This window comes from Spongiibacter sp. C9W (genome assembly GCF_057370015.1).
In genome coordinates this window covers 3040869-3066145 of sequence record NZ_CM170672.1, presented here as the reverse complement: position 1 = coordinate 3066145, position 25277 = coordinate 3040869, and the positions used below count along the sequence as shown (strand labels likewise).

The window sequence follows — 25277 nt, the reverse complement described above, 5'->3', positions numbered from 1 at the left end:
ACTAATAACTAAAGGGTTTCATCATGCGACTGTTTAAGACTTTGCTGCTGTCATTGCTGGTGGTGGTTGCCATCGCACTGTTTCTTCTCTCCCGGCCGTTGAGCCCCGTAGGCCCGCAGCTGGCGGCAAACACGCCGATCGACCCCGACACCACCACGCTGCGCAACGCCGTTGTTGTCGGCAGCAACTGGGATGGAACGGCCGAAGTTTTCGACCCGGAGACCTTTGACGTGCTGGCGCGTTTTAATCTAGTGCCGGATATCGACGAGCGCTTCGCCGAAATTAATGACAGCCTGTACCGCCGCATTGCCGCGCGTTTTATTCGCCACGTAATTGGTGAAGGCAACGACCAGTTGGTCGACGACTTGTTTCCATCTAAAGATGGCCGCTACCTCTATGTGTCGCGCCCCAGCCTTGCCGATGCCATCGCCCTGGATGTGCTGACCGGGAAAATTGCCTGGCGCACCAAAGTGAAGGGTGTGCGTTCCGATCACGCAGCGCTGTCGCCGGATGGCAGTATTTTCCTGATTTCCGCCTCAACCGGGGGCGTTGTACACGCCATTGATACCGCCACCGGCGAGATCGTCGACAATTTCTATCCCGGCGATCAGCCCCATGAAAGCAATTACTCCAAAGACGGCCAGCGCATTTATCACGCTTCGATTGGCCGCGTGTTCGTCCCCACCACGTCTGACTGGCTGGATTGGCTGAAGGGCGAGCGGCGCTTTGTGATAGCCGACGCCAACAGCTACGAGGTGCTCAACACCATTGATATGCGCGAAAAGCTCGAAGAGTACGGCATGGACTGGGTGGACTCAGCAGTGCGGCCAATGGCGGTAATGCCCGATGAGAGCTTCGCCTACCTGCAAATCTCTTTCTTTCATGGCTTCTTCGAGTACGACCTGAAGGCGCACCGCATCACCCGTCACATCGACCTGCCAGTGCCGCCACAAATCGCCGCCCTGCCACTGCGCAAATACCAGCTTAATTCCGCCCACCACGGGCTGGCGCTGAATCACGCTGGCACCAAGCTCTGCGTCGCGGCCACCATGTCCGGCTATGCCGCGATCGTTGACCGAGAAACCTTCGAATACAAGACCGTTACCCTGTCAGAGCAGCCGCTGGGCTCCAAGCCGTATTGGTCAACAGAAAGCGAAGACGGCAGACACTGCTATGTATCCAGTAGCGAGCAGGATCGCGTGGTCGTCATCGACTTCGAAACCGCCGAGCAGGTCGCCAGTGTTCCCGTCGGCAACCATCCCCAGCGCATTCGCACCGGCCAGCTACTGCTCGCCAACCCACAATAACGCCGCTGCCGCCAATGCCCGGTCGTTGGCGGCAGTTCAAGCACAGCGATTCCCTATAGCCGGAAACCGCTCTCCGGCTTCCCGTCACCCCTTCCGGCCTTATGGCCCCCGTTTGCAAACGGATAATTAATTCACTGGTAATTTATATTGTGAAGTAAACAGGTATCCTCTCCCCCTTGAGGAAGAGGACGAACAATGAATATAAAACCGTGGCTGCTGCTGGCAATCGTCAATTTTCTATCCGCCTGTTCCGAGCCGCCACCGCCCGTGCCCGAGGCTGCCGTTGAGCAGCTATCCGTCAACGTAAAACGCTTCCCCGCCGTCCCCTGGTCTTACCCACTGGAAACCTCCGGTGTGCTGCAGTCAGCGGAAACGGTCGATATTGCCGCAGAGGCTGCCGGCGTGGTTACTAAGGTTCTCGTCAAAGAAGGCCAAGCGGTTCAGCAAGGCCAGCTGCTCATGCGCCTGGATAACGAGAAGCAAAATTTGCGTGTCGAGCGCGCCCGCGCCATTCGCGCCAGCAGTGAGGCCGACATGGATCAGGCGCAGCGGCAATGGCAAAAATTCAGCCAATTACGGGAAACCGGCGCGGTCTCTGACGACCAGTTGGACAATGCGCGCTCCCACTACGACGCGCTGAAAGCACGGTTTCAGTCTGCGCAAGCTGAGTTAGAGCTGGCACAGCGTGAACTCGCCGACCGAGATATACGCAGTCCGATAGCGGGTGTGGTTGACGGCGAGCCCATCGAGCAAGGCGAGCGCGTACAACCGGGGCAGGCACTGATCGAGATTCAGGCCCAGGAAGCCCTGCAAGTCATCACATGGGTCAACCAGGCCGAAGTGAATCAGCTAAAGTTGGGGACCCCCGTGGAGGTGCGCAGCGATGCCAGCAATAAGGTGTACCGCGCCAGGGTAGAGGCGATTGCCCAGTCAGCCCACCCCCGCACGGGAAACTTTGAAGTAAAGTGCCGCCTGTCCGACGCCGATGTACTGCTTAGAGAGGGCATGTCAGCCAGTGTGCGCATAGATGTTGAAAGCAACCGTAAAGTGCTCTTTATTCCTCGCACAGCCGTGGTCGACAGACAGCGTAAGGCGGTTGTTTTTGTGGTCAACCAAGGAATCGCCGAGCGCCGCGAGCCGCGCTTTGGCCTACCCAGTGGCGACGAGATTCCGGTGTTGTCTGGCCTCGAGTCCGATGAAATGCTGATCCTTTCTCCCCTGGAACTGATTACCGACGGGCTAGCCGTTACTGTCGAGACTCAGCCATGAAGTCCTTTTACGCTTGGTTTATCGACCGCCCCCTGATCGTCAATCTGGTGATGATTATGGGCATTTTGCTGGGTTTTTACAGCCTGCAAACTGGCGCCATTAAAAGCGCCCCCGACCTGTCCAACGGCCGCTTTTCCATCACCACGCTGCGGCCCGGCGCCAGCGCCGAGAAAATGGAGCTCAGCGTTACTGTGCCGCTGGAGGAAGAGCTGGAGTCTGTCGACGGTATTCGCGAACTGCGCTCGAATAGCGCCGAAGGCATGTCGCTGATTCAGGTCAACGCCGACCCCGAGGCGGATAAGGCACAGCTGGCCGAAATGGCCAGAGACCTGCAGCGCGCCATAGACCGCGCCCAATCCCGACTGCCGACAGACCTGCTGGAAAAACCCTTGCTAGTGGAAGCCAAGTCAGCAGACTTCCCTGTGGCCATAGTGATGCTGTACGGCCAAGCGCCGGAAGCCACGCTGCGCAAACTGGCGCGCTCGCTGCAAGATCAATTGCGCTCGCTTCGCGGTGTGCGCGGTGTCGACCGCCTGGGCTATCGCGACCGCGAAATCCATATTCAACTCGACCCGCTGAAACTGGACCGCCTTGGCGTGTCCTACGCAGAAATAGAACGCGCCATCAAAAGCCGCAATGTCACTGAAACGGGCGGCTCGCTGGCCTCCTTTGTCGGGGAACAAGACATCGTTGCAGTGGGCGAGTTTAGCGAACCCAAAGAAGTCGCCTCGGTGATCGTCCGCAGCGACGGCTACGGCAACCACTTGCGAATAAAAGACCTGGCAAAGGTGACCGAGGGCTTCTCCGAAGCCACCGTCTCGTATTACAAGGGCGGCTTGCAGGGCATTGTGCTCACCGTTCGCGCGCAGGCAGACAGCAACGACCTGACGCTGTCGGAAGATATTGAAAGCCTGCTCAATACATTTAGGAAAACCCTGCCCAGCACCGTGCAGTTATCGGTCGTCGACGACGGCGCCGATATTACCAAGGTGGTGATCTCGACTCTGCTGGACAACGCCATGCTGGGCGCGATCCTGATCACCTTAGTGCTGTTATTCTTCTTCCCCTGGCGCTCGACCTTCTGGGTTGTCGTCGGCATACCCGTCGCCGTGCTGCTCGGCATCGCGCTGATGCCGATCTTTGGCGTGACCTACAATACCGTCGCCTTCGTCGCCATCATTCTGATGCTCGGCCTGCTCGTGGATGACGCCATTGTCACCAGCGAGAGCATCTACAGCCACTTTGAATCAGGCATGTCGATTCGAGACGCTGCCGTGAACGGGGTAAACAGTGTTTCCAGCCCGGTTATTACCGGTGCCTTAACCACCGTGTTTGCCATGATGCCCCTGCTCCTGATCGGCGGGGAAGACGCCAAGTTTATGTGGGTGATCCCGGCAACCGTCGTGCTGATTATTCTCGCCTCGCTTTTCGAGTGTTTGATTTTACTGCCCTCCCACATCGCCGAATCGCTGAAACGCGCCGAGGCCGGGCGCGACAAGGCAAGCTGGTTTCGCCATGTGCAACACTTCTATGCCGCCACCCTGACGCCCATGCTGAGGCGACCCATGATCGCCATGTCGGGTGGGCTGACACTCTTTTTCCTGTCCATCGTCATGCTCTCACACTACCTGCAGTTTGAAAGCTACCCCGACACCGATGCCACCGACATCGTCATAGGCATTGAAATGCCCGCGGGCACGACTATCGATACCACGGCCGCCGTGATCAACCGCATTGAGCAACGCGCGCTGGAGACCATCCCCGATGGCATTATCACCGGCCACTTCTCTGTTGTTGGCGAATGGAGCGACCCAAACAGCAACGATATGATTCAAGTTAAATCTCCGTCGCTGGGTAAAGTGCAACTCACCCTGGTGTCCGGACGACACCGGGAGCTGAGCGCCGCCGAAATTCGCGACCGCCTCAAGCAACTACGACCGGAATTTACACAGGCGATTCGTTTCGTTGTGGAGATTGATAATGAGCAGCCGCCGGTGGGTACGCCGGTTGAAGCGCGGGTGATTGCCCACTCCGATGAAGTGCGCGGTGAGATTGCCGACGCGCTGATGGCCTGGCTGAGCGAACAGCGCGGTGTTACCGAGGTATGGACCAGCTACACCCCCGGCAAAAACCTGATCGAACTCAAACTGGATTATGCCGCAACCGCCAATGCCGGCATCGCAGTCGCGGATGTCACCCGCGCACTGCGCATTGCCTACGACGGTCTGCTGGTCGAAGAGTTGCAAACCGTCGAGGAGCGCATTCGCTATCGCCTGGAGCTACAGGACAAGTACCGCAACGACATCAATGCGCTGCGCTCACTCACTGTATTGAGCCCAAGTGGCGAGCAAGTGCCACTGCGCAATATTGCCCAATTCCAGGTACGCCAGGGCCAAGCGGTTATCGCCCACTATGGCGGTCGCCGCGCTGAAACCATCCGCGCGGAGGTGAACCGCGACCAACTGTCGGTGGTGGACATCAATCACCGCCTACAAGCCTGGTTAGATGAAAAACAATTTGCAGCGAAATACCCGGGAGTCCGGGTTGAGTTGGGCGGCGAACTGGTCGCGCAGGCCGAAACCGCTGAGTCGATGGGCACCGGTCTGATGATTGTACTGGTCAGCATCTTTTTCCTGATGGTGTTGCTGTTCAATTCCCTCAGTCAGCCTTTGATTATTATGGCGGTCATCCCGCTGGCCTTTGTCGCCGTGCTGATCGTGCTAACCCTGCACGGTTTCGTGCTGGGCGTTTCGGCCATTGTCGGCTTCCTTGGCTTGGCCGGCGTGCTGGTGAACAGCTCACTGGTTCTGGTGGATAAAGTGAATAAGCTCCACCACCAAAGTGGGCAGCCAGGTGCGATTGTTGAGCGCAGCGCCATTGCCGAAGCCGCCGCCGTAAGGCTGCGCCCCATCTTAATTACCGCCCTTACCACCAGTGCCGGGCTCGGCCCTGCAGCCTACGGTATCGCCGGTGCGCACCCCACCCAGACGCCGATGATCATGGTGATGTTCTGGGGCGGGATTGTCGGCGCGATCACCACCCTGTATACCGTGCCGCTGATGCTGGCCATCGACAGCGATATACGCCTCTGGTGGCAAACCCAGCGCCAGCGGCGCAGCAATGCCGCCCAGTAGCGCTACGCCAGACGCCGCGTTTGCTCGCCAGCAACGCGATGCGGCACGGCCTGTTGGGCAGCAAAGCCGGTAACATCCGGCCCTTCGCTTCGCGACGTATTAATACTGAACGACGAAAGGGCGACTTCCCATGGAAAAACGCAAGTTCAGGCCAGCCGAGCTGTTACGCAGCTTTGAATTGGTTCAGCAATACGGCGTGGCGAGCAGTGTTGGCTGGGGGCGGGAATACGGCCCCATCAAGGTGAGTTCAGGGATCGATGGCTACACCATTACCCTGGAAAACCGTCGCGCATCGGTTACCGTTAATTTCCACAATACCCTGTCTTTTAGCACCACCGACCGCGCCGCACTGGAAAGCCTGCACCGGGATATTGCCAACGTCAGCCGGGCGCTGAACGAGGTTGCGTAGCATCGCCGATAGCACGCTGCACGGGTAACGGCGGCCTGGCTTTTGCCCGGCTCGCCTCAAACTCACGCGCGTTAGTCTTTTACTAAGAACTGCGCCCGCGCCTTGGCAATGGGACGACCTGGGTCATCCTGCCAGGCAGTGATACTCACATTGATCATTTTGCGCCCAAAAAATACCAACTCGCACCGGCAGAAGGTTTCTTCAAATTTTCCGGCACGCACGAAGTCCACCGCAAAATCGACGATCTTAGGCGTACTGTCGCTACCTCCCTGACTCAACACATGAATCATCGCTGACAGTTCCATAAAACCGGCGATGGCACCGCCGTGCAAGGCAGGCAGAGTCGGGTTACCAATATTGCTTTTCCGCGCTGGCAGTAAGAAGCAGCCGTCTTCGTTGATCATTTGGATGCCCAGCGTTCGCGCATAAGGCACGCGGTCGATACGCGCTTGAAAATCGTCTGTCATTTACGCCCCTCCCTCTGTCGCTTCGGCACGTCGAAACTCTCGACGCATCTCCTCAAACAGCGCTGACTCCATTCGGAAGAAATTACCTACCGCAGAGGCAATCGGATGTTGAACATCACCGTGATGGGCAAGAGCGCGGGTAAATATCACGCTCTCACTAACGCGGTACACCTCGGCATCGGCAATCACGCTTTTGCCCGGCGTCGCCGCACGCATGTAATCGATGCGCAGGTCAATCGTGGGCGTCATGCCCAGGTCATCAAGGGCAGTGGCCGCGGCAAACCCGCAGCAGGTGTCTAACAGCGCGGTAATAGCGCCGCCGTGAAGCACTCCTGTATCGGGGTCTCCAATTAGCGATTCTCGATAGGGCATACTCATTTGCACGTGGTGGTGCTCTACGGCCTCGACAGCGATACCCAAGGTCGTGAAATGATCGCCGGGGTTCGACTGCAGTACCACATCCACAAAGCGACGTAACTCTTGAAGGTCCAGAGCCATACCAACTCCCATTACAATTCAGCGCGGCAGTTTACCGAGACTTAATCGCCAAAAACAACTCGGCCGTTGCCAGGGCATCACTGAGTGCATTGTGAGCGGGATAAGCGGGCAAATGGTAGTGTTCGCGGCAATCAGCCAAACGCAGCTCGCCGTTGCGAACCGGTTGATGAGCGCGCTCACGGCGGCCGTGCTCAATTTGCAGGGTATCGACATAGGGCAGCAGCAAAGGCGCCGCCAGGTGCGTTTGGCAAAGTGCGTTGAGAAAAGCGATATCCAGCTCAGCGCAGTGAAACAGCAACACTCGGCCGGAGGCGGCCTTGAGCAGGGCTTGCAACACCTCCGCCGGGGGTTCACCGCATACCCGGTCGCAATCGCGCAGTTGGTGGATAACGGCACTTTCGCCCACCAGCGATTCAGCGCGTAAAAGGTGGTGACGCGCCGCCGACAGGTCGATCTCGCAATGAGTAATCGGCACCCAGCCAATACTCACGACTTCCCCTGTACTTGGGTCCAGCGAGGTCATTTCCAGATCGATTGCGAGGTAGGCGGCATCTCTGGCGGGCGACTGCCAACAGGGCGGTGACAACTGCCAGCAGTCGCGCAACGCGCGCGCGGCACGCCGGCGATACTGGTAGCGTTTGAATTGCAGGCGCAACGCCTGACAGAACGCCGACATGTCAGTTACCCGCTCGGTAGCGCAGCTTGATAATATCCTCGGCCTGATGAACCACCCTGAATGCCTGCTTTAAGTGGCTGCGCTGCAACCGGGTAAGCTGGCGGGGATCGCAGTAATTATCGGGCTCGTCGCCAGCGGCAATTTGCGCGGCCTGCTGTTGCAAACGGATGCCATTGATCAAAGTAAATGCATCCTCAAGGTTGCGACTATCTGCCAAGCTCATCTGACCGGCGCGCGCCAGTGCCTGCAAGCGCTTATGGGTATTTACCGCGGGGATACCGTTGGCCAGCGAATGCAGCCGGGCGAGCTCTATCACCGGCAGCACGCCGCGTTTTTTCAGGTCGAGGCTGTGTTGGTGTTCGCCGCTACGCTCCAGCAGAAAACGGCCAAACATGCTTAGCGGCGGCGAGCTTGCCAGAACATTCTCTGCCAGCGCGGCGAGGAAAATGGTATTGCGCTGGCTGTGGGCCAACATATGTTGCTGCAAGGCCTCAGCCAGGCTGCGGCTGCCGGCAATGGCGCGCAGGTCGAAGAAAATACTGATGTGCATCACTGCACTGGCGCTGGGGCTGGTCATCCAGCCGTCGACCATCGCCTCCCAATCGGCGGCGCGCTTGCGCCACTTTTCCGACTTGGCCATCACGTCACCCGGACAGTAATCATAGCCGCAGTCATTAAGCCCAGCGCAGACAAAGTCGGCGAGTTTCGCAAACCACGCCATGTCGTCGTCGGTTGCAGCATTATCAATCAGCAAACCGTTGTCCTGATCACCACCGAGTAACTGCTCGCCCCGAGCCTGGGAGCCAAAGCCCAACCAGCAGTAATCGCAGGGAGCGGGGCCAAGCGATTGTTCGGCAAGGTCGATAAGCCGCCGCGTCAAGGCATCACTTACCGCGGTTGTCATTTGCGTAATCTGCGTCACCGGCGTATCGGCCTCTACCCATTGGCGGAACAGGTTCGGCAGGCGCGCTAGTTGCTCCTGAAGCGCTGTAAGAGTGCTCAACCGCGATACTCGCTGCACAAAGTAGATCGGGTCGTCTTCCCTTGCCACGTTGACATCGGAGGTGGTCAGCACACCGAGCAGCTGTTGCGCCTCGCCCAATACCGGCAGATGGTGAACGCCGCGATTGGTCATCTCCAACACGGCATCGAAAAGTGTTGCATCACTTGCCAGGGCGCTGGGGTTCTCGGTCATGATGCTGGCCACGGTTTGATCGGGCGATAGCCCCAGGGCCAATACGCGGCTGCGCAAATCGCGGTCGGTGACGATGCCCAGTAGGGTTTCATCGCGGGTCACAAAGGCCGAGGACACGCGGCGCTCGGTCATTGCCTGTGCGGTTTGCGCTATCGATGTCTCCGGGGCAACTTCGAGTGGCTGTTGACTCATTACCGAGGTAACCGGCTGCATTAAAAACGACGGCTGGCCGCGAAAGCGCGCGGCGCGACGCAATAGCCGCTCACTGCGCGCATGGAAAAAGCGGTCTATATGGCGGTGTTGACGCCGCAAACTGCGCAGCGCATCGTCCGGCAGGCGGTATATCAAGCAATCTTCTATGGCAACGAAATAGCGCGACTGTGTGACTTCGCCGTCGCGACTGTGGCCATTCAGGGAAAAACTTTCACCGCTCTCAAAGCGCTGCAATAAGCCGCTCTCTTGCTGTTCATCAACAACGCCGCTACGCAGGATATACAGGCCGTCACCATCCATCGCACTAAAGCGGTGATGGCGTCGCACATATTTGATACGGAGCTGACGAGCAACGTCTTCCAGTCTCTGTGGGTCAAGGCTATCAAAGGGCAAACATTCGGCGAGAAAATCACTCACCAATGCCAGCTCTGCTTTATCACTCATTTTCGCCCCCTGGATCGAAAGTGCTACTGCTGACCGCCGCGAAAATCTCGCTCAAAGCTGGTTTGATAGACGGTAAATTCCAGCCCTGTTTGACCAAAGTACTGTGCGCCATCGGCGGTCGCCACGACGCGCAGCTGTGGCGCCTCGGTCGCAGGTACTGAGGTGCGAATTAACCAGACCTTGCCATCGGCAGATTCGGCTTCCATATCCATAGGTGGGTAATCCACGGCACTGTCCGGGGCAATGGAAATTTTAGCGCCCTGCAAGGGGAAGGCAGATTCTAAACGCAGCTTAATCACGTGCTCACTGCGAAACTCCGGCCGCAGCGTCAGTGCAAAGTTGCCGTTCTTGAGGGTACATTCGCCACTCTGATATCGGCATTTAGACATCGCAGCCAATTTATATACAGCGCCTGCTTCGGCTTTATGGGGCCGCTCGCTCACCATTCTATCGACACCAAAATAAGCGATGATCGCCAAAATCGGCGTAACAATTAATGCGGTAATCGTGTGTTTGCTGGTAAGAATTGATGTCGCACTCATTGCGCAGATCCCTTGTTATTGTGTGTTCGACTTTTACTATCATCCTTGGTCGAGTGAATTTCCATACTCGTCGAGGAAAAAAAAAAGCAGGCCCCTGACGGTGCCTGCTTTGTATCGACCGCTAGTGTCGGCTTAGTGATCCTGCGCCGCACTAACACCAACAGGAACGCGGATGTGCTCAACAAGTTCCTGCACTTCTGCTGGCGGTGCTTTGGTCACTGCAGACACCGCAAAGGCAACCGCAAAGTTCACCACGGCACCCACTGCACCAAACGCGTTGGGTTCAATGCCAAAGAACCAGTTCGCTGGCATATCGCCCAAGAAGGCGGTGCTGGCCACGAACATAATGCCTTTGTGCTGGAACACGTAGAACAGGGTGACACCGATACCTGCAATCATCCCGGCAATAGCGCCTTCTTTGTTGATGCGGCGATTAAAGATACCCATCATCAACACGGGGAAGATCGAGGAGGCCGCCAAGCCAAAGGCCAGTGCTACCGTACCCGCCGCGAAATCAGGTGGGTTGAAACCGAGGTAGCCCGCAAAGCCAATCGCACCTGCCATGGCAATTCGGCTGGCTCTAAGCTCTGCTTTTTCGGAGATGTCAGGCATTAATACGCCCTTCAACAGGTCGTGGGAGATCGCCGATGCAATTGCCAGCAACAGACCCGCCGCAGTAGACAATGCTGCTGCGAGACCACCCGCTGCCACGAGTGCAATAACCCAGTTGGGTAGCTTGGCTATCTCCGGGTTTGCCAACACCATGATGTCGCGATCGACTTTGACCATTTCATTGGTCTCCGCACTCGCGGTGTATTGAATGCGGCCATCACCGTTTTTATCTTCGAACTCAAGAAGACCGGTTTTTTCCCAGTTTTTAAACCACTGTGGGCGCTCTTCGTAAGCAAGGTTTTGTTCAGCACTTGGCGGCGAAATGGTGTTGTGCAGGTTCAAACGTGCCATGGCTGCCACTGCCGGCGCAGTTGTGTAGAGAATGGCAATAAACACCAGTGCCCAACCCGCTGAGGTACGCGCATCTTTTACTTTAGGCACCGTGAAGAAGCGGATAATGACGTGGGGCAAGCCCGCCGTACCGATCATCAGCGACAGGGTGTACACAAACATATTCAAGGTGCTGCCGCGAACATTGTTGGTGTAGTCGGCAAAGCCCAACTCGGTAATCACCTGGTCCAAGCGGTCGAGCAAGTATACGTCGGTACCACTGATCGTACTGCCCAAGCCGAGCTGCGGGAAGGGATTGCCGGTTAAGTTAAAGGAGATGAAAAAAGCGGGAATAGTGTAGGCCAGAATTAACACACAGTACTGCGCAATCTGCGTATAAGTAATGCCCTTCATGCCACCGACAACGGCGTAGACAAAGACGATAGCCATACCCACCAGCAGGCCGACTTCATAACTCACTTCCAGGAAGCGCGAGAAGGCAACCCCTACCCCTTTCATCTGGCCGATAACGTACGTCACCGAACAGATAATCAAGCAGACAACGGCAACGATACGCGCAGTCCTTGAGTAGAAGCGGTCGCCAATGAACTCAGGTACCGTGAACTTGCCGTATTTACGCAAGTATGGCGCCAGGAACATGGCCAGCAGCACGAAGCCGCCCGTCCAACCCATTAGGAAAACTGAGCCGCCGTAGCCCATATAGGCGATCAGACCGGCCATTGAGATAAACGACGCCGCGCTCATCCAGTCAGCGGCAGTTGCCATGCCGTTAGCAACGGGGTGAACACCACCGCCGGCTACATAAAAGTCTTTCGTCGAACCGGCGCGCGCCCAGATGGCGATGCCGATATAAATGGCGAAGGTAAACCCCACCACAATATACGTTAATGTTTGAAGTTCCATGATGGCTGCCTCTTATTATGCGTCGTCATCTACGCCGTATTTACGGTCGAGATCGCCCATTTTTTTTGCGTAGATAAATGTCAGTGCCACAAAGGTGTAAATTGACCCCTGTTGCGCAAACCAAAAGCCCAATTTGAATCCACCCAAGCGGATGGCATTGAGCTGCTCTACAAACAGGATTCCGCATCCATAAGACACGATGAACCAGATCACTGACAGCCAGAGCATCAACGTGAGGTTTTCACGCCAGTATGCTTTCGCCATTTCTTTCGATTGAAACGCCATTGTTATTCTCCTTTATTGGTCTGAATCACGGCGACATACTCTTTATGCGCTTTGTTGTCGCCGCAAACCATTCGACTTTAGTCAAGAGCGGGACGCTCAGAACACGTACTTCACACTAAACTGCAAGCGATCCAGCTCACCGCTGTCGTCGCCGTTAATGCTGCCTTCAATGTGTTTTTCGCCGTGGATCAGCTCAGCGCCCAGGGTAAGTGCCTTAACCGGCGAATACAGCAAGTTGGCGTGAGCACTGCGGTAAGCGCTTGGCGTACCAGCGGGCGCGTTGCTGGGCTGGTCGGCTTCGCTGGCTGACAACACAAAGCTGCTGCGCCACTTAGGTGCCCAGAAGTGGCGGTAGGCAACAAAGCCACCCACAGTGTCCAGCAGATCGATATCGCCATTGCTTTCAATGTAACCATCGCGGAAGCTCTGCAAACCCAGGTAGCGGCCTAGGTTACCGGCGTTCAGCTGGAACTTGAGATCATCTTGACCCAGCTGCCATTTACCCGAAAAGCTCACCCCATAACCGATCTCGCTTTCGTCACCTTCAATGGGTTGCGCAAGGTTATTGGTAAAGTTCTCTTTGTAAGCAATCTCACGCAGCACCGTTGCCACGCTATAGCTCAGGTCGCCTGACTTACCGTTATAACGAACAACGACATCGGGCAGACTATTGTTGTCAAAATCACCGCCGCCCGCGGCGCCACTAGTGCCGCCATAGAGCCCAGTGGACGGGTTTTCCACAGCAACCATCAACGAACTGCCGTTCCCCATACCGTGGGTCCAGCGCAATTGCGCCTGGCGCTCAAATACCGTGGCCACCGGGCCAACAAAGTCGAGGGTCTCCGGCAGGCTCGCCACGTTAAAGAAGGTGCCCCAGGTTTGACCGGCAAGGAAGGAGCTGTCTTTGTCGTACTGCCAGCTTACAAAGGCATGACGAATGCGCGATACCGCAGAATTACTGAGCCGCTCATCGCCGATTTGGTTAACACCGAAGTCCATCTCTATATGGGTGGAGATGGTACCGGCGTCGGTCTGCGTCGCCGTTTTAAACCATATGCGCGAGTACTTGGCCTGCATATCGAAGTGCGCATCACCGGACTCTCCGCCAACGGGTATAACAGAGGGCACCAAGAAGTCGTCACCGACTGTTGCCACAGCACGCTCACCACCACTGTATTGACTCACCATTGCGTCTAACTTGATAAAACCACCAAACTTATATGTAGTGTTACTTACCGCCTGCGCCGTGGATTCAGCCAGCGCTGCTTCTAAGCGCTGCACGCGCTGCTCCAGCGACTCAGCGGAAACAGAACCCGCCGCAACAGCCAGTGGCAGTGCCGCAAGAGCAGGTAGATATCGAGATGCGAAAGTGCGCTTTTTATTGCTTTGCATAAGAGTGTCTCCCGGTTGTTTTTATGTGTCACTAGAGGTTATAGGCCGACTTTGCAAAGCTGCGTATTAGCCATTAGTCAAATATCGACGAAAGTCTAAGAAGGGAGGGATCAGCCGCTCGACCAAGGTCTAATAGCGAAAAAGGCGCTCGCGGAGAATACTGTGTGACATAACAAGAACGCACACCTTGAACCGAGGGCAACGCCATGACAGAGCAACGCTACCCCATCAAAGAGTCGATTCGCGAGAATGCTTACATCTCTGCAGACGATTACCAGGCCATGTATGAACAATCGGTCAATGACCCCGATGCGTTCTGGAAGCAGGTATCGGAGCGAATCAGCTGGCACCAGGCACCAAGTAAAATAAAGAACTGCAGTTTTGATAAAAACGATCTTTATATTAAGTGGTTTGAAGATGGCGTACTCAATGCCTCTGAAAACTGTTTAGACCGACACCTCAGTGAGCGCGGCGAAAAACTCGCGCTGCAATGGGAGCCAGATGAAGAGGGCCAAGCCTCACGACAATTCACCTATAACGAACTTCATCAAGAAGTCTGCAAACTCGCCAACGGGCTGAAGAGCCTGGGCGTTAAAAAAGGTGATGTGGTTACTCTTTATATGCCAATGGTTCCGGAAGCCATTTTCGCGATGCTCGCCTGCGCACGCATTGGCGCCATGCACTCGGTGGTTTTTGCCGGCTTCTCGCCAGAAGCGCTGGCAGGACGCATTAGCGATGGTCAATCGGCATTGGTAATCACCGCCGATGAAGGTCGTCGCGGCGGCAAAGCGGTTCCCCTGAAGCAAAACGTCGACGAGGCCATAGAACTGTGCTCTCCGGCCTGCGTTGAAAAAGTTCTGGTGCTTAAGCACACCGGCGCCGATATTCACTGGCGCGCCAACCGCGACGTGGAATACCACAGCCTCGTTGAGCAACAGTCACCCGTTTGCCCTCCCGAGCCGATGAACGCCGAAGATCCGCTGTTCCTGTTGTATACCTCTGGCTCAACCGGTAAACCCAAAGGCGCGGTACACACCACCGGCGGCTATATGGTGTACACCTCTCTGAGCCACCATACGGTGTTCGACTACAAAGCGGATGAAGTCTACTGGTGTATGGCCGATATCGGCTGGATCACTGGGCACAGCTACGCGGTATATGGCCCGCTCAGCAACGGCGCCAGCTGCATCATGTACGAAGGTGTTCCCAACTATCCCGATTGCGGCCGACTGGGCCGGATTATCGATAAATATCAGGTGAACACCTTGTACACTGCACCCACAGTGATCCGCGCACTGATGGCCAAGAGCGAGGAAGCCACCGCTACCAACAGCCGTGCGTCACTGCGCCTGCTCGGTACCGCCGGAGAGCCAATCAATCCAGAGGCCTGGGGCTGGTTCCACGACGTCTTTGGCGAGGGCCGCTGCCCTATACTGGACACATGGTGGCAGACCGAAACCGGCGGCATGATGATTGCCCCGATGCCAGGCGCCACAGAATTGAAGCCCGGCTCAGCCACTCAGCCGTTCTTCGGTGTACAACCAGCACTGCTGGACAACGACGGAAACGTATTGGACGGCGCCACCGATGGCAACCTGGTCATTTGCGACAGCTGGCCCGGGCAAATGCGCACCATCTTTGGCGACCACCAGCGCTTTATCGATACCTACTTCTCCACCTTCAACGGCTACTATTTCAGCAGCGACGGTGCCCGCCGCGATGCTGATGGCGACTACTGGATCACCGGCCGCGTGGACGATGTGCTCAATGTCTCTGGTCACCGCATGGGAACTGCCGAGCTGGAAAGTGCATTGGTTGCCCACCCGAAAGTGACCGAGGCCGCCGTGGTTGGCTTCCCGCATGAGATCAAAGGCGAAGGCATTTATATCTACGTTAGCCTGCAGCAGGGCGAGCAAGGCGACGACGCCCTGTTGCAAGAGTTGAAGCAATGGCTGCGCCGCGAAATCGGCCCGATTGCCTCTCCCGACGTGATTCAGTGGGCCGACGACCTGCCTAAAACGCGCAGCGGCAAGATCATGCGCCGAATTCTGCGCAAGATCGCGGCCAACGAGTACGACGCCCTGGGCGATATCTCCACGCTTGCCGATCCCTCAGTTGTTGCACGGCTTATTGAGGGACATCAACACATCAACGAAAACGCTGCGTAAACTGAATGTGCAGATGCGGGGTGGCGACTCTCTCCTCCACCCCGAGAAGCCGGGTCTTTACCACAGGCTTTTCCTAAGCGCTTGCCCCGCACTGCGGGGCTTTTTTATACTGGCCTAATCGAAAAACAATAACGGAACAATGAGGCCCCATGACCCAGCGATTTCTGATCGCCGACGATCACCCGCTTTTCCGCTCGGCCATGCGCGGTGCCCTGAGCGCGAGCTTTCCGACTGCACGCATTGACGAGGTCGGCGATATCGGCAGCCTTCAACAGGCCATCGACGAAGACAGCGACATCGATCTACTGCTGCTGGACTTACATATGCCCGGCGCACAGGGCTTTAGTGCCTTAGTCCACCTGGAGGCCCAGCACCCGGAAATACCGATTATGGTGGTGTCTGCCTCTGAAACCGAGGAAGTGATGTGCCGCGCCATTGATTACGGCGCCAGCGGTTTTTTGCCCAAGAGTAGTTCGCCAGAACAAATCAGCACCGCCATTGCACAAGTGCTACAAGGAGAGCGCTGGCTGCCGGAAAATGTGCGTTATCAGCAAGCCAGCAGCAGCGATGAAAAATCGATCGCCGAGGTCGTGGCAAGCTTGACGCCTCAGCAGTTTCGCGTTGCCAGTTATTTGGTGCAGGGACTGCTGAACAAGCAGATTGCCTGGGAGCTGAATGTCACCGAGGCCACGATCAAAGCCCATATCACTGAAATTTTTCGCAAACTCAGTGTGCATTCGCGAACACAGGCCGTACTGATGCTGAGCCAGTTAGACGTGAACATCCCAGCAGTGGAATAAACACTGCCAGAGGTGACTCAAAACAAAAAGCTCTGGTCATGCTTTTAGCATACGAAGATCAGTTCAGCTTATAAAATATTCGCAATGCATTAACTATGCTCCCCGCGCCATTTTACGCATTAAGCCACGCAGCGCCGCCGGCTTAACGGGCTTAGCAAGGAAGCGATAACCCGCATCGATGACCGACCGGCGAACCGCATCACTGTTGTCGGCACTGATAACAATTGCCGGCAGCGACTTGCCCCAGTGATAGCTCAGGGTTTGCAATAACTCTAACCCCGTCTCACCGCCGTCCAAGTGATAGTCTGCCAGCACAATATCGGGCGGCGTATCCAACGGCCACTGACTCAATACATCGCTCAGCGATGCACCGGCAAATACGCGGCACTGCCACTGCGCCAGCAGGCTCTGCATTCCCGCGCGAATCGCCGCTTCATTGTCCACACACAGCACCGTTAGCCCCGCGAGTTCTGACTGCAGAGTCTCTTCGGCGACCGTAGCAGCTTCGCTCGCAGCAACCGCATTAACGATAGGTACCGTGATAGAGAAAACCGTGCCGCGCCCGGGAACAGAAACCATGCTTAAGTCATGCCCTAGCAGGCTACTGATACGGCGAACAATCGATAAACCCAGTCCCAGGCCAGCTTCGGTTTCACGGTGAGCGGCGTCGTTTGCCCGCTCAAACTCGTCAAAAATACGTTGCTGATCCTGCTCAGCAATACCCGGCCCGGTATCGAGCACCTGAATACTCAGTTGCGCTCCCTGTCGCCGACAACCCAATAACACCGTGCCCTGCGGGGTGTATCGCAGGGCATTACTAAGCAGGTTTTGCACTACCCGGCGCAGTAAGTGGCGGTCACTGCGAACCCAAAGCGAACACGGTGCAACGCGCAATGTCAGGCCGCTGCGCAGAGCAATCACCGAAAACTCACGGCCCATGGTGTCAAGCAATGACTGTATCGCAAAGCTTTCAAGCTGGGGCTGCATTCTCCCGGAGTCCAGGCGCGCAATTTCGCGCAGGGAGGTAATCAGGGTTTCCGCGCCGGCCAGTGCCTCGTCAATGTGTTTCACATCGCTGCTTAACGAACTGGCGCCAGCCGCCTGCTCTTCCACTTTGCCCGACAGTGCGGCGGTGAAAAGCCTGGCAGCATTGATGGGTTGCAATAGGTCGTGACTGGCCGATGCCAAAAAGCGATTTTTACTGGCGTAAACGGTATTCAATTCCCGCTCAATGCGCGCTCGCGTGGCGTTTTCCTCTTCCAGGGACTGATTCACGGTCTCTAGCTCGGAGGTTCGAGCTGCCACCCTTTCCTCCAATTGCGACTTGGCAGCTTCCAGCTCGTTAAAGATTCGCCGGTACTCGCTGATATCGGTATAGGTGGTTACATAGCCACCATTGGCCATCGGGGTGCCGCAAATTTCAATGACCATACCATTGGGTAGCAAGCGCTCCAGGCGATAGGGTTTTGCGCCCTGCAACAGCCCCAGGCGCCGCCGAATGGCCGCATCAACATCGCTATCGGCATCGTGCAAATAACCGCGCTCGGCATTGTATTGGTAGATCTTGGCAATTGGGCAACCGACATAAAGCAGGCGCTCAGGGAAATTAAACAGGTCGACATAGCGCTGGTTCCACGCGACCAGGTTGAGGTTACCGTCTACCACGCTAACCCCTTGTGGGATAGTCTCTAACGTGATTTGCAGCAGATCCTGACCAAACTGAATTTGCCGCGAGGTCGTCCCGATCAGCGACACAAATTCATCGATATCCAGCGGCTTGCGCTTGGCCAGCAGTTCCAGTGTTCGGTGCGCCGACACCGCGCCGACAATCGAAGCCAGCGACTCTTCGACATCTTTAATAACAAAGCGCGGCACGCGGTCACTCGGCAATAGGCGATGGCCCAGTCGCTGCTCAAAGCGCTGCCACATTCGCTCGCTGCGCCCGTCTCCGAGTAGCGGCACTAACAGGCGGTGAAGCTGCCAGGCATCGATATCAGTGAGTTCCAACTCCGCTTGTAATTGGCGGCGCTCGACCCGCACCTCGGTAAAACTGCGCGCCTGACGCATATCGATGCTGCTAAAACGACAGCGCCGGGAGATCAGCACCATTAGCAAACTGTTGACGGCCAGACTCCAAAACACGCCGTGACTCAGCGCGTCACCAAAATCAAAGCCCATCAGCGCTTCCGGACGCAGCCATTGCCAGCCCATCGGGCCGCTGCTCACCACACTGTGGCCCTGCCCCAGCACCGCCGGCAGTAGCAGCGTGTAGGCCCATAAAAAGCCACCGGCTAGCAGGCCTACTACCACCCCCTTGGCATGCCCCCGATTCCAGTACAAGGCGCCGATAATACCGGGCAACAGCTGCGCTGCGGCGGCGAACGACAACAAACCAAGTGAGGCGAGGCCGCCGTGAGCACTGAGCTGCTGCTCCAGCAGCCAGGCAGCAAACAGTACCGCCGCAATGGCTATGCGCCGCACTTGCTGTAACCATCGGGCGTTGATCTCGTGCCCCTGACGAAAGCGCTGCCAGAGCGGCACCAGCCATTCATTACAGACCATTACCGACAAGGTCACACAGGCGACAATCACCATGCCGGTAGCGGCTGACATCCCACCTAGCAGGGCGATAACCGCCAGCTGGTTGTTCCCCATATGCAATGGCAGCGAAACCACCAACATGTCGGCGGTGCCCACACTGGGCAGCAAGCTCATTCCCGCGATCGCAATGGGTGCGATCATTGCGCAAAAGGCGAGCAAATACAGCGGAAAAATCCACCGAGCCAGGCGCATATCACGGCGGCTGTGGTGCTCGACAACCATCACGTGAAACTGGCGGGGCAGGCAAACAATTGCCGCCACAGCCAACAGCATCTGCGTAAAAAAGTTGGTCAGATCCGGTAATTGCGAAAAATGCCCCCAGTGTAATGGGGCCGAGTCACTGCTCCACAGCAAGCCCAGCGCAAATACCCCTACCATGACAAATGCCGCCAGCTTAACGATGGACTCAATCGCTACCGCCGCCATTAAGCCGCGATGTCGCTGCCGCTTCTCGACAACGCGCGTACCAAATGCAACGGTAAACAGCACAAGTATTAACGCCGCGATAAAGCTGGTGCTCCCGGGGTCGACAAATGACACCGTGCCAAACATCTCGCCGGTAAAGCTCTGCGAGCCCACATCTTCGGCGCGCTGGTCCCACAAGTGCTTTACACTGGTCCACGCCTGAGTAATCGCCTTCAATTGCAGGGCGATATACGGCAGGCTCCCCAATACCGCCAGAAAGGTCACCAGCGCGGCCAACAGTTGGTTCTTGCCGTAGCGCGAGCCCATGAAGTCGGCAATCGACGTTACCCGATTGCGGGTACTCATCACCGACAGGCGACGCAAAAACGGCCAGCCAACCACAAACAACAAAATTGGCCCGAGGTAAATTGGCAAAAAGCCCCAGCCACTCTCCACGGCCTCGCCCACGGCACCGAAAAAGGTCCAGGAGCTGCAATATACCGCGAGAGATAAGCTGTAAATTAACGGTCGAAAACGACGCGGCCATTCGGCGCGGCGGTCAGCCCACCAAGCGATGAAAAACAACACCCCAAAATAGAGAAAGGCCAGTAGCATGACCCACTGATTTGCTGGCACTGTATGCCTCTTATTCGTTATTGCTGTCGACGGCCCAGTCTACCCCAGCGTTTACAACCGTGCATGCGACTAAAGTCTATGGCCGAGAAGTGGCCCTATTCCCAACTTCCCCGGGGCGCCAAGCCTTCCCCTTAGCGGCTGCGACGCGTAAGATGCCTGCCCGAAAATCGCCCGACGAGACTAGACCAAAGCCCGTTATGCCAGAGACTTTTTATCCCGGCCAACGCTGGATTAGTACCCCCGAGCCAGACCTTGGCCTCGGCATCATTCTTGAAGCAGCTAACCGCCGGGTGGTGATCGCCTTCCCCGCCGCCGAGGAAGAGCGTACCTACGCTGCGGATCGCGCGCCGCTGTCGCGCGTGCAGTTTCAGCCTGGCGATGAAATCAATGTGCCCGAACTGCCGCCAATGACGGTTGAAGACGTTCAGGAACACAATGGCTGCCTGGTATATTTTGCCGCCGACAGCAACGGCGAACTGCAGCCCATTCCGGAGCAAATCCTCAGCGCACAAATTCAACTTCACAGCGCGCGTGACCGTCTACTGGCCGGACAGCTCGACCACACCAAACGCTACGAGTTGCGCGTAAGCACGCTTGAACAACGCAATCGCGCCCGCGCCAATCACAGCCGCGGACTGCTCGGCCCGCGCGTCGAGTTGCTGCCCCATCAGTTTTATATTGCCCGCAACGTCGCCCAGCGACACCAGCCACGCGTGCTGCTGGCAGACGAAGTCGGCCTGGGCAAAACCATCGAAGCTGGCCTTATTCTTCACCAACAGCTGCTGGAAGAGCGCATACAGCGAGTATTGATTTTGGTGCCCGACAGCCTGGTTCACCAGTGGCTGGTGGAAATGCGCCGCCGCTTTAATCTGAACTTCAGTATTTTTGACGAGGCCCGCTGCCGGGAAATCGACCCGTATCGCGACGACGCCGACAGCGTGTTTTTCGACGAGGAAGAAGAAAAAGCCCGCGAGCAAAACCCCTTTGAAAGCGAGCAGCTGCTGATCGCATCAATCGACTGGCTGGCCAGCCACCCTCGCCGGGTGAGCCAACTTGAAGCCGCGGGTTGGGATACGCTGATAGTTGACGAGGCCCACCACCTGCAATGGCAGGAGACCGGCGAGCAAACGCCGGGCTACGCCATGCTGGAAACCCTCTGCAGCGCCACCCCCTCTGTGCTGCTACTGACGGCAACGCCAGAGAACGCCGGTATCGACGGCCACTTCGCGCGCCTGCGCCTGCTTGACCCAGAGCGCTACAACGACCTGCAGGCCTTTCGCGACGAGCAGCGCGACTACACAGACATTAGCGAGCTGATTAACCGGGTGCGCGACAATGATGCCGACAGCGGCTTACAAGACGCGTTGCGCTCCTACCTGGATAGCGACTTACTCACCGCTTTCGCCAATGACCCGCAGAGCCATCGCCAGGCGGTCGTCGATGCACTGCTTGATCGATTCGGCACCGGCCGCAGTTTGTTTCGCAACAGCCGCGCCTCAGTGGGTGGTTTCCCCGCCCGGGCCCTGCACGAGCACCCGTTGTCGGCCCCTGCACTCTATACCGCAGCGGCCGATGAGCTGCCGCTGCACGATCGCCTGCACCCTGAACCGCTGCTCGGAGATGACTGGCCGGACACCGACCCTCGCGTGCAGTGGCTGGAAAAATTCCTCCTCGGCCAGCCCGACGCTCGCTGCTTGCTGATTTGCGCCGATACCAATACTGCCCGCGAGCTCGAGCTCTACATGCGGTTGCGCCGCGGTATTGCCAGTGCGGTATTCCACGAAGAAATGAGCCTGATGGAGCGCGACCGCGCGGCGGCCTACTTTGCCGATCCCGACGACGGCGCTCAGCTTTTGGTATGCAGCGAAATCGGCAGCGAGGGCCGCAACTTTCAGTTTGCCGAACACCTCGTTCTATTCGATCTCCCGCTGAACCCGGACCTGCTGGAGCAGCGTATTGGTCGTCTGGACCGCATTGGCCGCCAAGGGGATGTCAATATTCATGTGCCCTACTACAGCGGCAGTGCCCAGCAAGCGCTGCTGAATTGGTATCGCGACGCCATGGCCATATTTACCGAACCGTGCACCATCGGTAGCGCCATGATGCAGCGCTATGAAAACCAGCTGGTCGCGGCGCTGGAAGATTCCACCGAAGCCGTCGATGCCCTGCTGTCAGAAGCGGCAAGCACCGCAGCAAGCCTGCGCGCTGAGCTGCACTCTGGTCGCAATCAACTGCTGGAATTAAATTCCTGCCGCCGCGACCAGGCTGACGCGCTGGTAGCACAAGTGGCTGAAGAGCAACGCAGCGAGGAGCTGGCCGCCTACCTGGAACAACTGGCTGACCAGTTTGGCCTTGAGCACGAAGACCACAGTGACCAGGCTATTATCCTTCGGCCCGGCGATCATATGCTCAGCGATGCTTTCCCACAGTTACCCGAGGAAGGCCTGACCGGTACTTTCGACCGACGTCGCGCGTTGAGCCGCGAGGACATGGCGTTTCTCACCTGGGAGCACCCGCTACTGCGCGATGCCATGGAGCTGATCGCCAACGGCGATTTCGGCAGTGCCACAATGTGCACACTCGCGGTGAAGGGCTTGCCCGCCGGCAGTATGCTGTTGGAAACCTTCTTTAACCCTTCGCTGCAAGCCCCTGCGGCATTGGCACTCGATCGCTTCCTGCCCGCCCAGAGTGAGCGGATTTTGCTGGATACTCAGGGCCGGCAACTCAGTGACAAGGTCAGCCACGCCCAACTCAACAGCCTCTGCCAACACGTTAAGAAAGGCCTGGTGCCGGCGTTAATGCGGCAAATCCGCGAGCCCTTAACCGCGTTGCTAAACAACGTGGAGGGCATTGCCAAACAGTTGGAAAGCGAGTGGCGTGAGCAGGCTCTAACCGCCTACGAGCAGGCGCGCAGCAGTGAGCGTGCGAGACTACTGGCACTTGCCGAGCGCAATCCAGACATTGACGATCAGGCCGTGCAGCGCTTCGATAGTGAAACCGAACAGGGCCGTACTCATCTCGGGGCCTTGCGGCTAAATACCCACGCGCTGCGACTGGCCATTATCAGCTAAGTTGCCACCGACAGGAGAGCGCCGATGTTTCTTTTTTCCATGAACGCCAGCTCACGCAAGGACCAAGGTGAGTTTAAAAAAGACGAGGAAGTGCCCTTTATCGTCTACATCGACTTTAAAGATCTGTTTGGCGCAGAGCAGCTCGCTACCCTATTTGTGATGCGCGAGGGCTTTCGCGACGTAAAGGTGCTTAAACGCAGGCAGATTAAGGTCGACGCCGCCTTGGAGAAGGACCCGCAAGTTCAAGAGGCCATTAACAAAGGCTATTGCGTGCAGGCCTTCAGCGCCCACTGATTTACCGCGAAAAAGTCGTCGCCCACGCTACGCCGCAGGCACATGCTGGCGCAGCCACTGCTGAAATTGCGCCTTCGGCAAAGCGCCTGACAGGCGAGCGATTTCTCGCCCCTGGTGAAACACGACCAACGTGGGAATGGAGCGAATTTGATAAGCTGCCGCTGCCTGCGGCTGGGCCTGTGTATCCACCTTCAGAAAGCGCGCACGCGTCGCTTCTTCTGCGGCAACGCTGCTATACACCGGCGCGAAACTTTTGCAGGGGCCGCACCACGGCGCCCAAAAATCCACAACTACCGGCTGGCTACTGTGCTGTAGGAAGCGCTGCAGGGTTGCACTGTCCGCCGTGACGACCTGTCCATCTAATAATGGCGCACGGCATTTTCCGCATACCGAGCCGTCATCTAAACGACTGTCGGGTATACGATTGATCGCCCCGCACGCAGGGCATGGCAGTTGTTGGCTCGCCGTCACGACAATTCCTCTTTCATCCACAACAGTAGTTATCGGGACGAAAAACCGGATTTCAAGTGGCTCGCGCCGCTGCCGCTAGCAAGGTTAAAAACGCGCTAATGGCGCTGTTTACTGGCTCTGGCTTTTCCAATTGGACGAAGTGACCGGCATCCGGCACCAGAACGAGTGGCTGCAAATCGGGAATACGCTGACGCATTCTCGCGACCATCTCATCATCTAACGAGGCCACCACGGGGTCGGCTTCACCGGCAATAAAAAGTGCAGGTACGGTAATATTCTGCGCAGCGTAGGCCGCGCCGATATGCCAATTTTCGTCGGCCACCCGGTAGCTTGCCAAGGCACCACTGAAGGCGTTATCGGCACCGGCGCGCAAATAATCGTCGACGATGACCGCCATATCGTCCTCACTCATCCACGGCCACGGCAGGCTCGGCGCCGGTGGCAGCACATCCAGATACGCGGTGCCATGGGAGGGGAAGCTCCCCCAATCGCCGAGGCTGCCCTCAGCGCTTAACGCCCAGTATATGCGACGTAAAAATTCGCCGGCATTATGGCCGAGCTCGCGATCGGCCACACCGGGGCGCTGGAAATACTGCGCGTGTAAAAATTGCTGCTCTGCAATTGCAGCAAAACCCACACTGGGCGGATGTAGTGGCGATGCCACCAGCAGGCCGTCGGCATTGAGCGCCTGCAGTTGTGCGTCAGGCAAATGCCCCATACAGCTGCGGCCGTAATAATCGTGATCAAAGGGCACGCTAATACCAACCACAGCCCGCACGCGCTCGGGCTGCCGGAGGGCGAGATTCCACACCAGTGATGCACCAAAATCCTGTCCGACAAACACCGCTTGTTGAATACTAAACGCATCCAGCAAGCCGCACATATCGCCAATTTGCTGGTTCATGTTATAGGCCGAGACATCATCTGGGCGGCTGCTCTGACCGTAGCCGCGCATATCGGGCACCACAGCGGTATAACCAGCATCGGCCAGAACCTGCATTTGGCTGCGCCAGTTTGACCAATGACCGGGATAACCATGGCAAAGCACTACCCAGGGGCCTTCTCCCTGACACCGAATGTGTAAGTGAATCCCGTTAACCTCGACCCGTTGCTGGCGCATGCCGGCCATGACCA

At 57.1% G+C, this 25277-nt stretch carries 19 protein-coding genes; 8 read left to right on the top strand and 11 right to left on the bottom strand.

Annotation, left to right across the window (positions count from 1 at the left end):
* Window positions 1-23: 23 nt before the first annotated feature.
* The 4 genes from AC2Q8J_RS14550 to AC2Q8J_RS14535 all read left to right on the top strand — a co-directional run bounded on the left by AC2Q8J_RS14550 (window position 24) and on the right by AC2Q8J_RS14535 (window position 6119).
* Window positions 24-1307, top strand: coding sequence for a YncE family protein (locus AC2Q8J_RS14550; RefSeq protein ID WP_286839699.1), 1284 nt, complete (start codon window positions 24-26; stop codon window positions 1305-1307).
* Between the two features lie 195 nt (window positions 1308-1502).
* The gene (locus AC2Q8J_RS14545) at window positions 1503-2576 is read left to right on the top strand and encodes an efflux RND transporter periplasmic adaptor subunit (RefSeq protein WP_374973762.1); all 1074 of its coding nucleotides are present in this window, start codon (window positions 1503-1505) and stop codon (window positions 2574-2576) included.
* Window positions 2573-5710, top strand: coding sequence for an efflux RND transporter permease subunit (locus AC2Q8J_RS14540; RefSeq protein WP_288363963.1), 3138 nt, complete (start codon window positions 2573-2575; stop codon window positions 5708-5710). Before AC2Q8J_RS14545 ends, AC2Q8J_RS14540 begins: the two co-directional genes overlap by 4 nt.
* Before the next feature lie 130 nt (window positions 5711-5840).
* Window positions 5841-6119: a DUF3081 family protein gene (locus AC2Q8J_RS14535; RefSeq protein WP_204996642.1), complete on the top strand. Its 279-nt coding sequence runs from the start codon at window positions 5841-5843 to the stop codon at window positions 6117-6119.
* 71 nt (window positions 6120-6190) lie between these two features.
* On the opposite strand, the gene AC2Q8J_RS14530 is transcribed toward AC2Q8J_RS14535, so the two are convergent.
* From AC2Q8J_RS14530 to AC2Q8J_RS14495, 8 genes are all read right to left on the bottom strand, one after another.
* Window positions 6191-6586, bottom strand: coding sequence for a PaaI family thioesterase (locus tag AC2Q8J_RS14530; protein WP_027874239.1), 396 nt, complete (start codon window positions 6584-6586; stop codon window positions 6191-6193).
* Entirely contained in the window at window positions 6587-7084 is a 498-nt protein-coding gene (locus AC2Q8J_RS14525; protein ID WP_051171204.1) for a PaaI family thioesterase, read from the bottom strand.
* 31 nt (window positions 7085-7115) lie between these two features.
* Window positions 7116-7760 (bottom strand): exonuclease domain-containing protein, encoded by a 645-nt coding sequence (locus tag AC2Q8J_RS14520; RefSeq protein ID WP_486451634.1) that lies wholly within the window; start codon window positions 7758-7760, stop codon window positions 7116-7118.
* Between the two features lies 1 nt (window position 7761).
* Window positions 7762-9612: a putative nucleotidyltransferase substrate binding domain-containing protein gene (locus tag AC2Q8J_RS14515; protein ID WP_486451633.1), complete on the bottom strand. Its 1851-nt coding sequence runs from the start codon at window positions 9610-9612 to the stop codon at window positions 7762-7764.
* Between the two features lie 23 nt (window positions 9613-9635).
* The gene (locus tag AC2Q8J_RS14510) at window positions 9636-10154 is read right to left on the bottom strand and encodes a hypothetical protein (protein ID WP_051171202.1); all 519 of its coding nucleotides are present in this window, start codon (window positions 10152-10154) and stop codon (window positions 9636-9638) included.
* Window positions 10155-10286: 132 nt separating this feature from the next.
* Window positions 10287-12020, bottom strand: a complete 1734-nt coding sequence (locus tag AC2Q8J_RS14505) for a sodium:solute symporter family protein (protein WP_486451632.1) — start codon at window positions 12018-12020, stop codon at window positions 10287-10289.
* A gap of 15 nt (window positions 12021-12035) precedes the next feature.
* Window positions 12036-12305 carry a DUF4212 domain-containing protein gene (locus AC2Q8J_RS14500; protein WP_204996638.1) on the bottom strand — a complete coding sequence of 90 codons (270 nt, stop codon included), beginning with the start codon at window positions 12303-12305 and terminating at the stop codon, window positions 12036-12038.
* A 96-nt stretch (window positions 12306-12401) separates the two neighbouring features.
* Complete coding sequence (locus AC2Q8J_RS14495) at window positions 12402-13697, bottom strand: DcaP family trimeric outer membrane transporter (protein ID WP_486451631.1); 1296 nt, start codon at window positions 13695-13697, stop codon at window positions 12402-12404.
* A 206-nt stretch (window positions 13698-13903) separates the two neighbouring features.
* On the opposite strand from AC2Q8J_RS14495, the gene acs reads away from it, so the two are divergent.
* Both acs and AC2Q8J_RS14485 read left to right on the top strand, forming a co-directional pair.
* Window positions 13904-15865, top strand: a complete 1962-nt coding sequence (gene acs, locus AC2Q8J_RS14490) for an acetate--CoA ligase (protein ID WP_486451630.1) — start codon at window positions 13904-13906, stop codon at window positions 15863-15865.
* Window positions 15866-16014: 149 nt separating this feature from the next.
* Window positions 16015-16665: a response regulator gene (locus AC2Q8J_RS14485; RefSeq protein WP_204996635.1), complete on the top strand. Its 651-nt coding sequence runs from the start codon at window positions 16015-16017 to the stop codon at window positions 16663-16665.
* A 93-nt stretch (window positions 16666-16758) separates the two neighbouring features.
* Here the strand turns inward: AC2Q8J_RS14485 and AC2Q8J_RS14480 are convergent, their stop codons facing one another.
* Window positions 16759-20307 carry a sensor histidine kinase gene (locus AC2Q8J_RS14480; RefSeq protein WP_486451629.1) on the bottom strand — a complete coding sequence of 1183 codons (3549 nt, stop codon included), beginning with the start codon at window positions 20305-20307 and terminating at the stop codon, window positions 16759-16761.
* Between the two features lie 197 nt (window positions 20308-20504).
* On the opposite strand from AC2Q8J_RS14480, the gene rapA reads away from it, so the two are divergent.
* Together rapA and AC2Q8J_RS14470 are read left to right on the top strand one after the other, a co-directional pair.
* Entirely contained in the window at window positions 20505-23378 is a 2874-nt protein-coding gene (gene rapA / locus AC2Q8J_RS14475) for an RNA polymerase-associated protein RapA (RefSeq protein ID WP_486451628.1), read from the top strand.
* Between the two features lie 24 nt (window positions 23379-23402).
* Window positions 23403-23672, top strand: a complete 270-nt coding sequence (locus AC2Q8J_RS14470) for a hypothetical protein (RefSeq protein WP_027874226.1) — start codon at window positions 23403-23405, stop codon at window positions 23670-23672.
* Between the two features lie 27 nt (window positions 23673-23699).
* On the opposite strand, the gene trxC is transcribed toward AC2Q8J_RS14470, so the two are convergent.
* Both trxC and AC2Q8J_RS14460 read right to left on the bottom strand, forming a co-directional pair.
* On the bottom strand, window positions 23700-24143 hold the full coding sequence (gene trxC / locus AC2Q8J_RS14465) for a thioredoxin TrxC (protein ID WP_486451627.1): 444 nt from the start codon (window positions 24141-24143) through the stop codon (window positions 23700-23702).
* 52 nt (window positions 24144-24195) lie between these two features.
* Window positions 24196-25272, bottom strand: coding sequence for an alpha/beta fold hydrolase (locus tag AC2Q8J_RS14460; RefSeq protein ID WP_486451626.1), 1077 nt, complete (start codon window positions 25270-25272; stop codon window positions 24196-24198).
* Window positions 25273-25277: the final 5 nt, after the last annotated feature.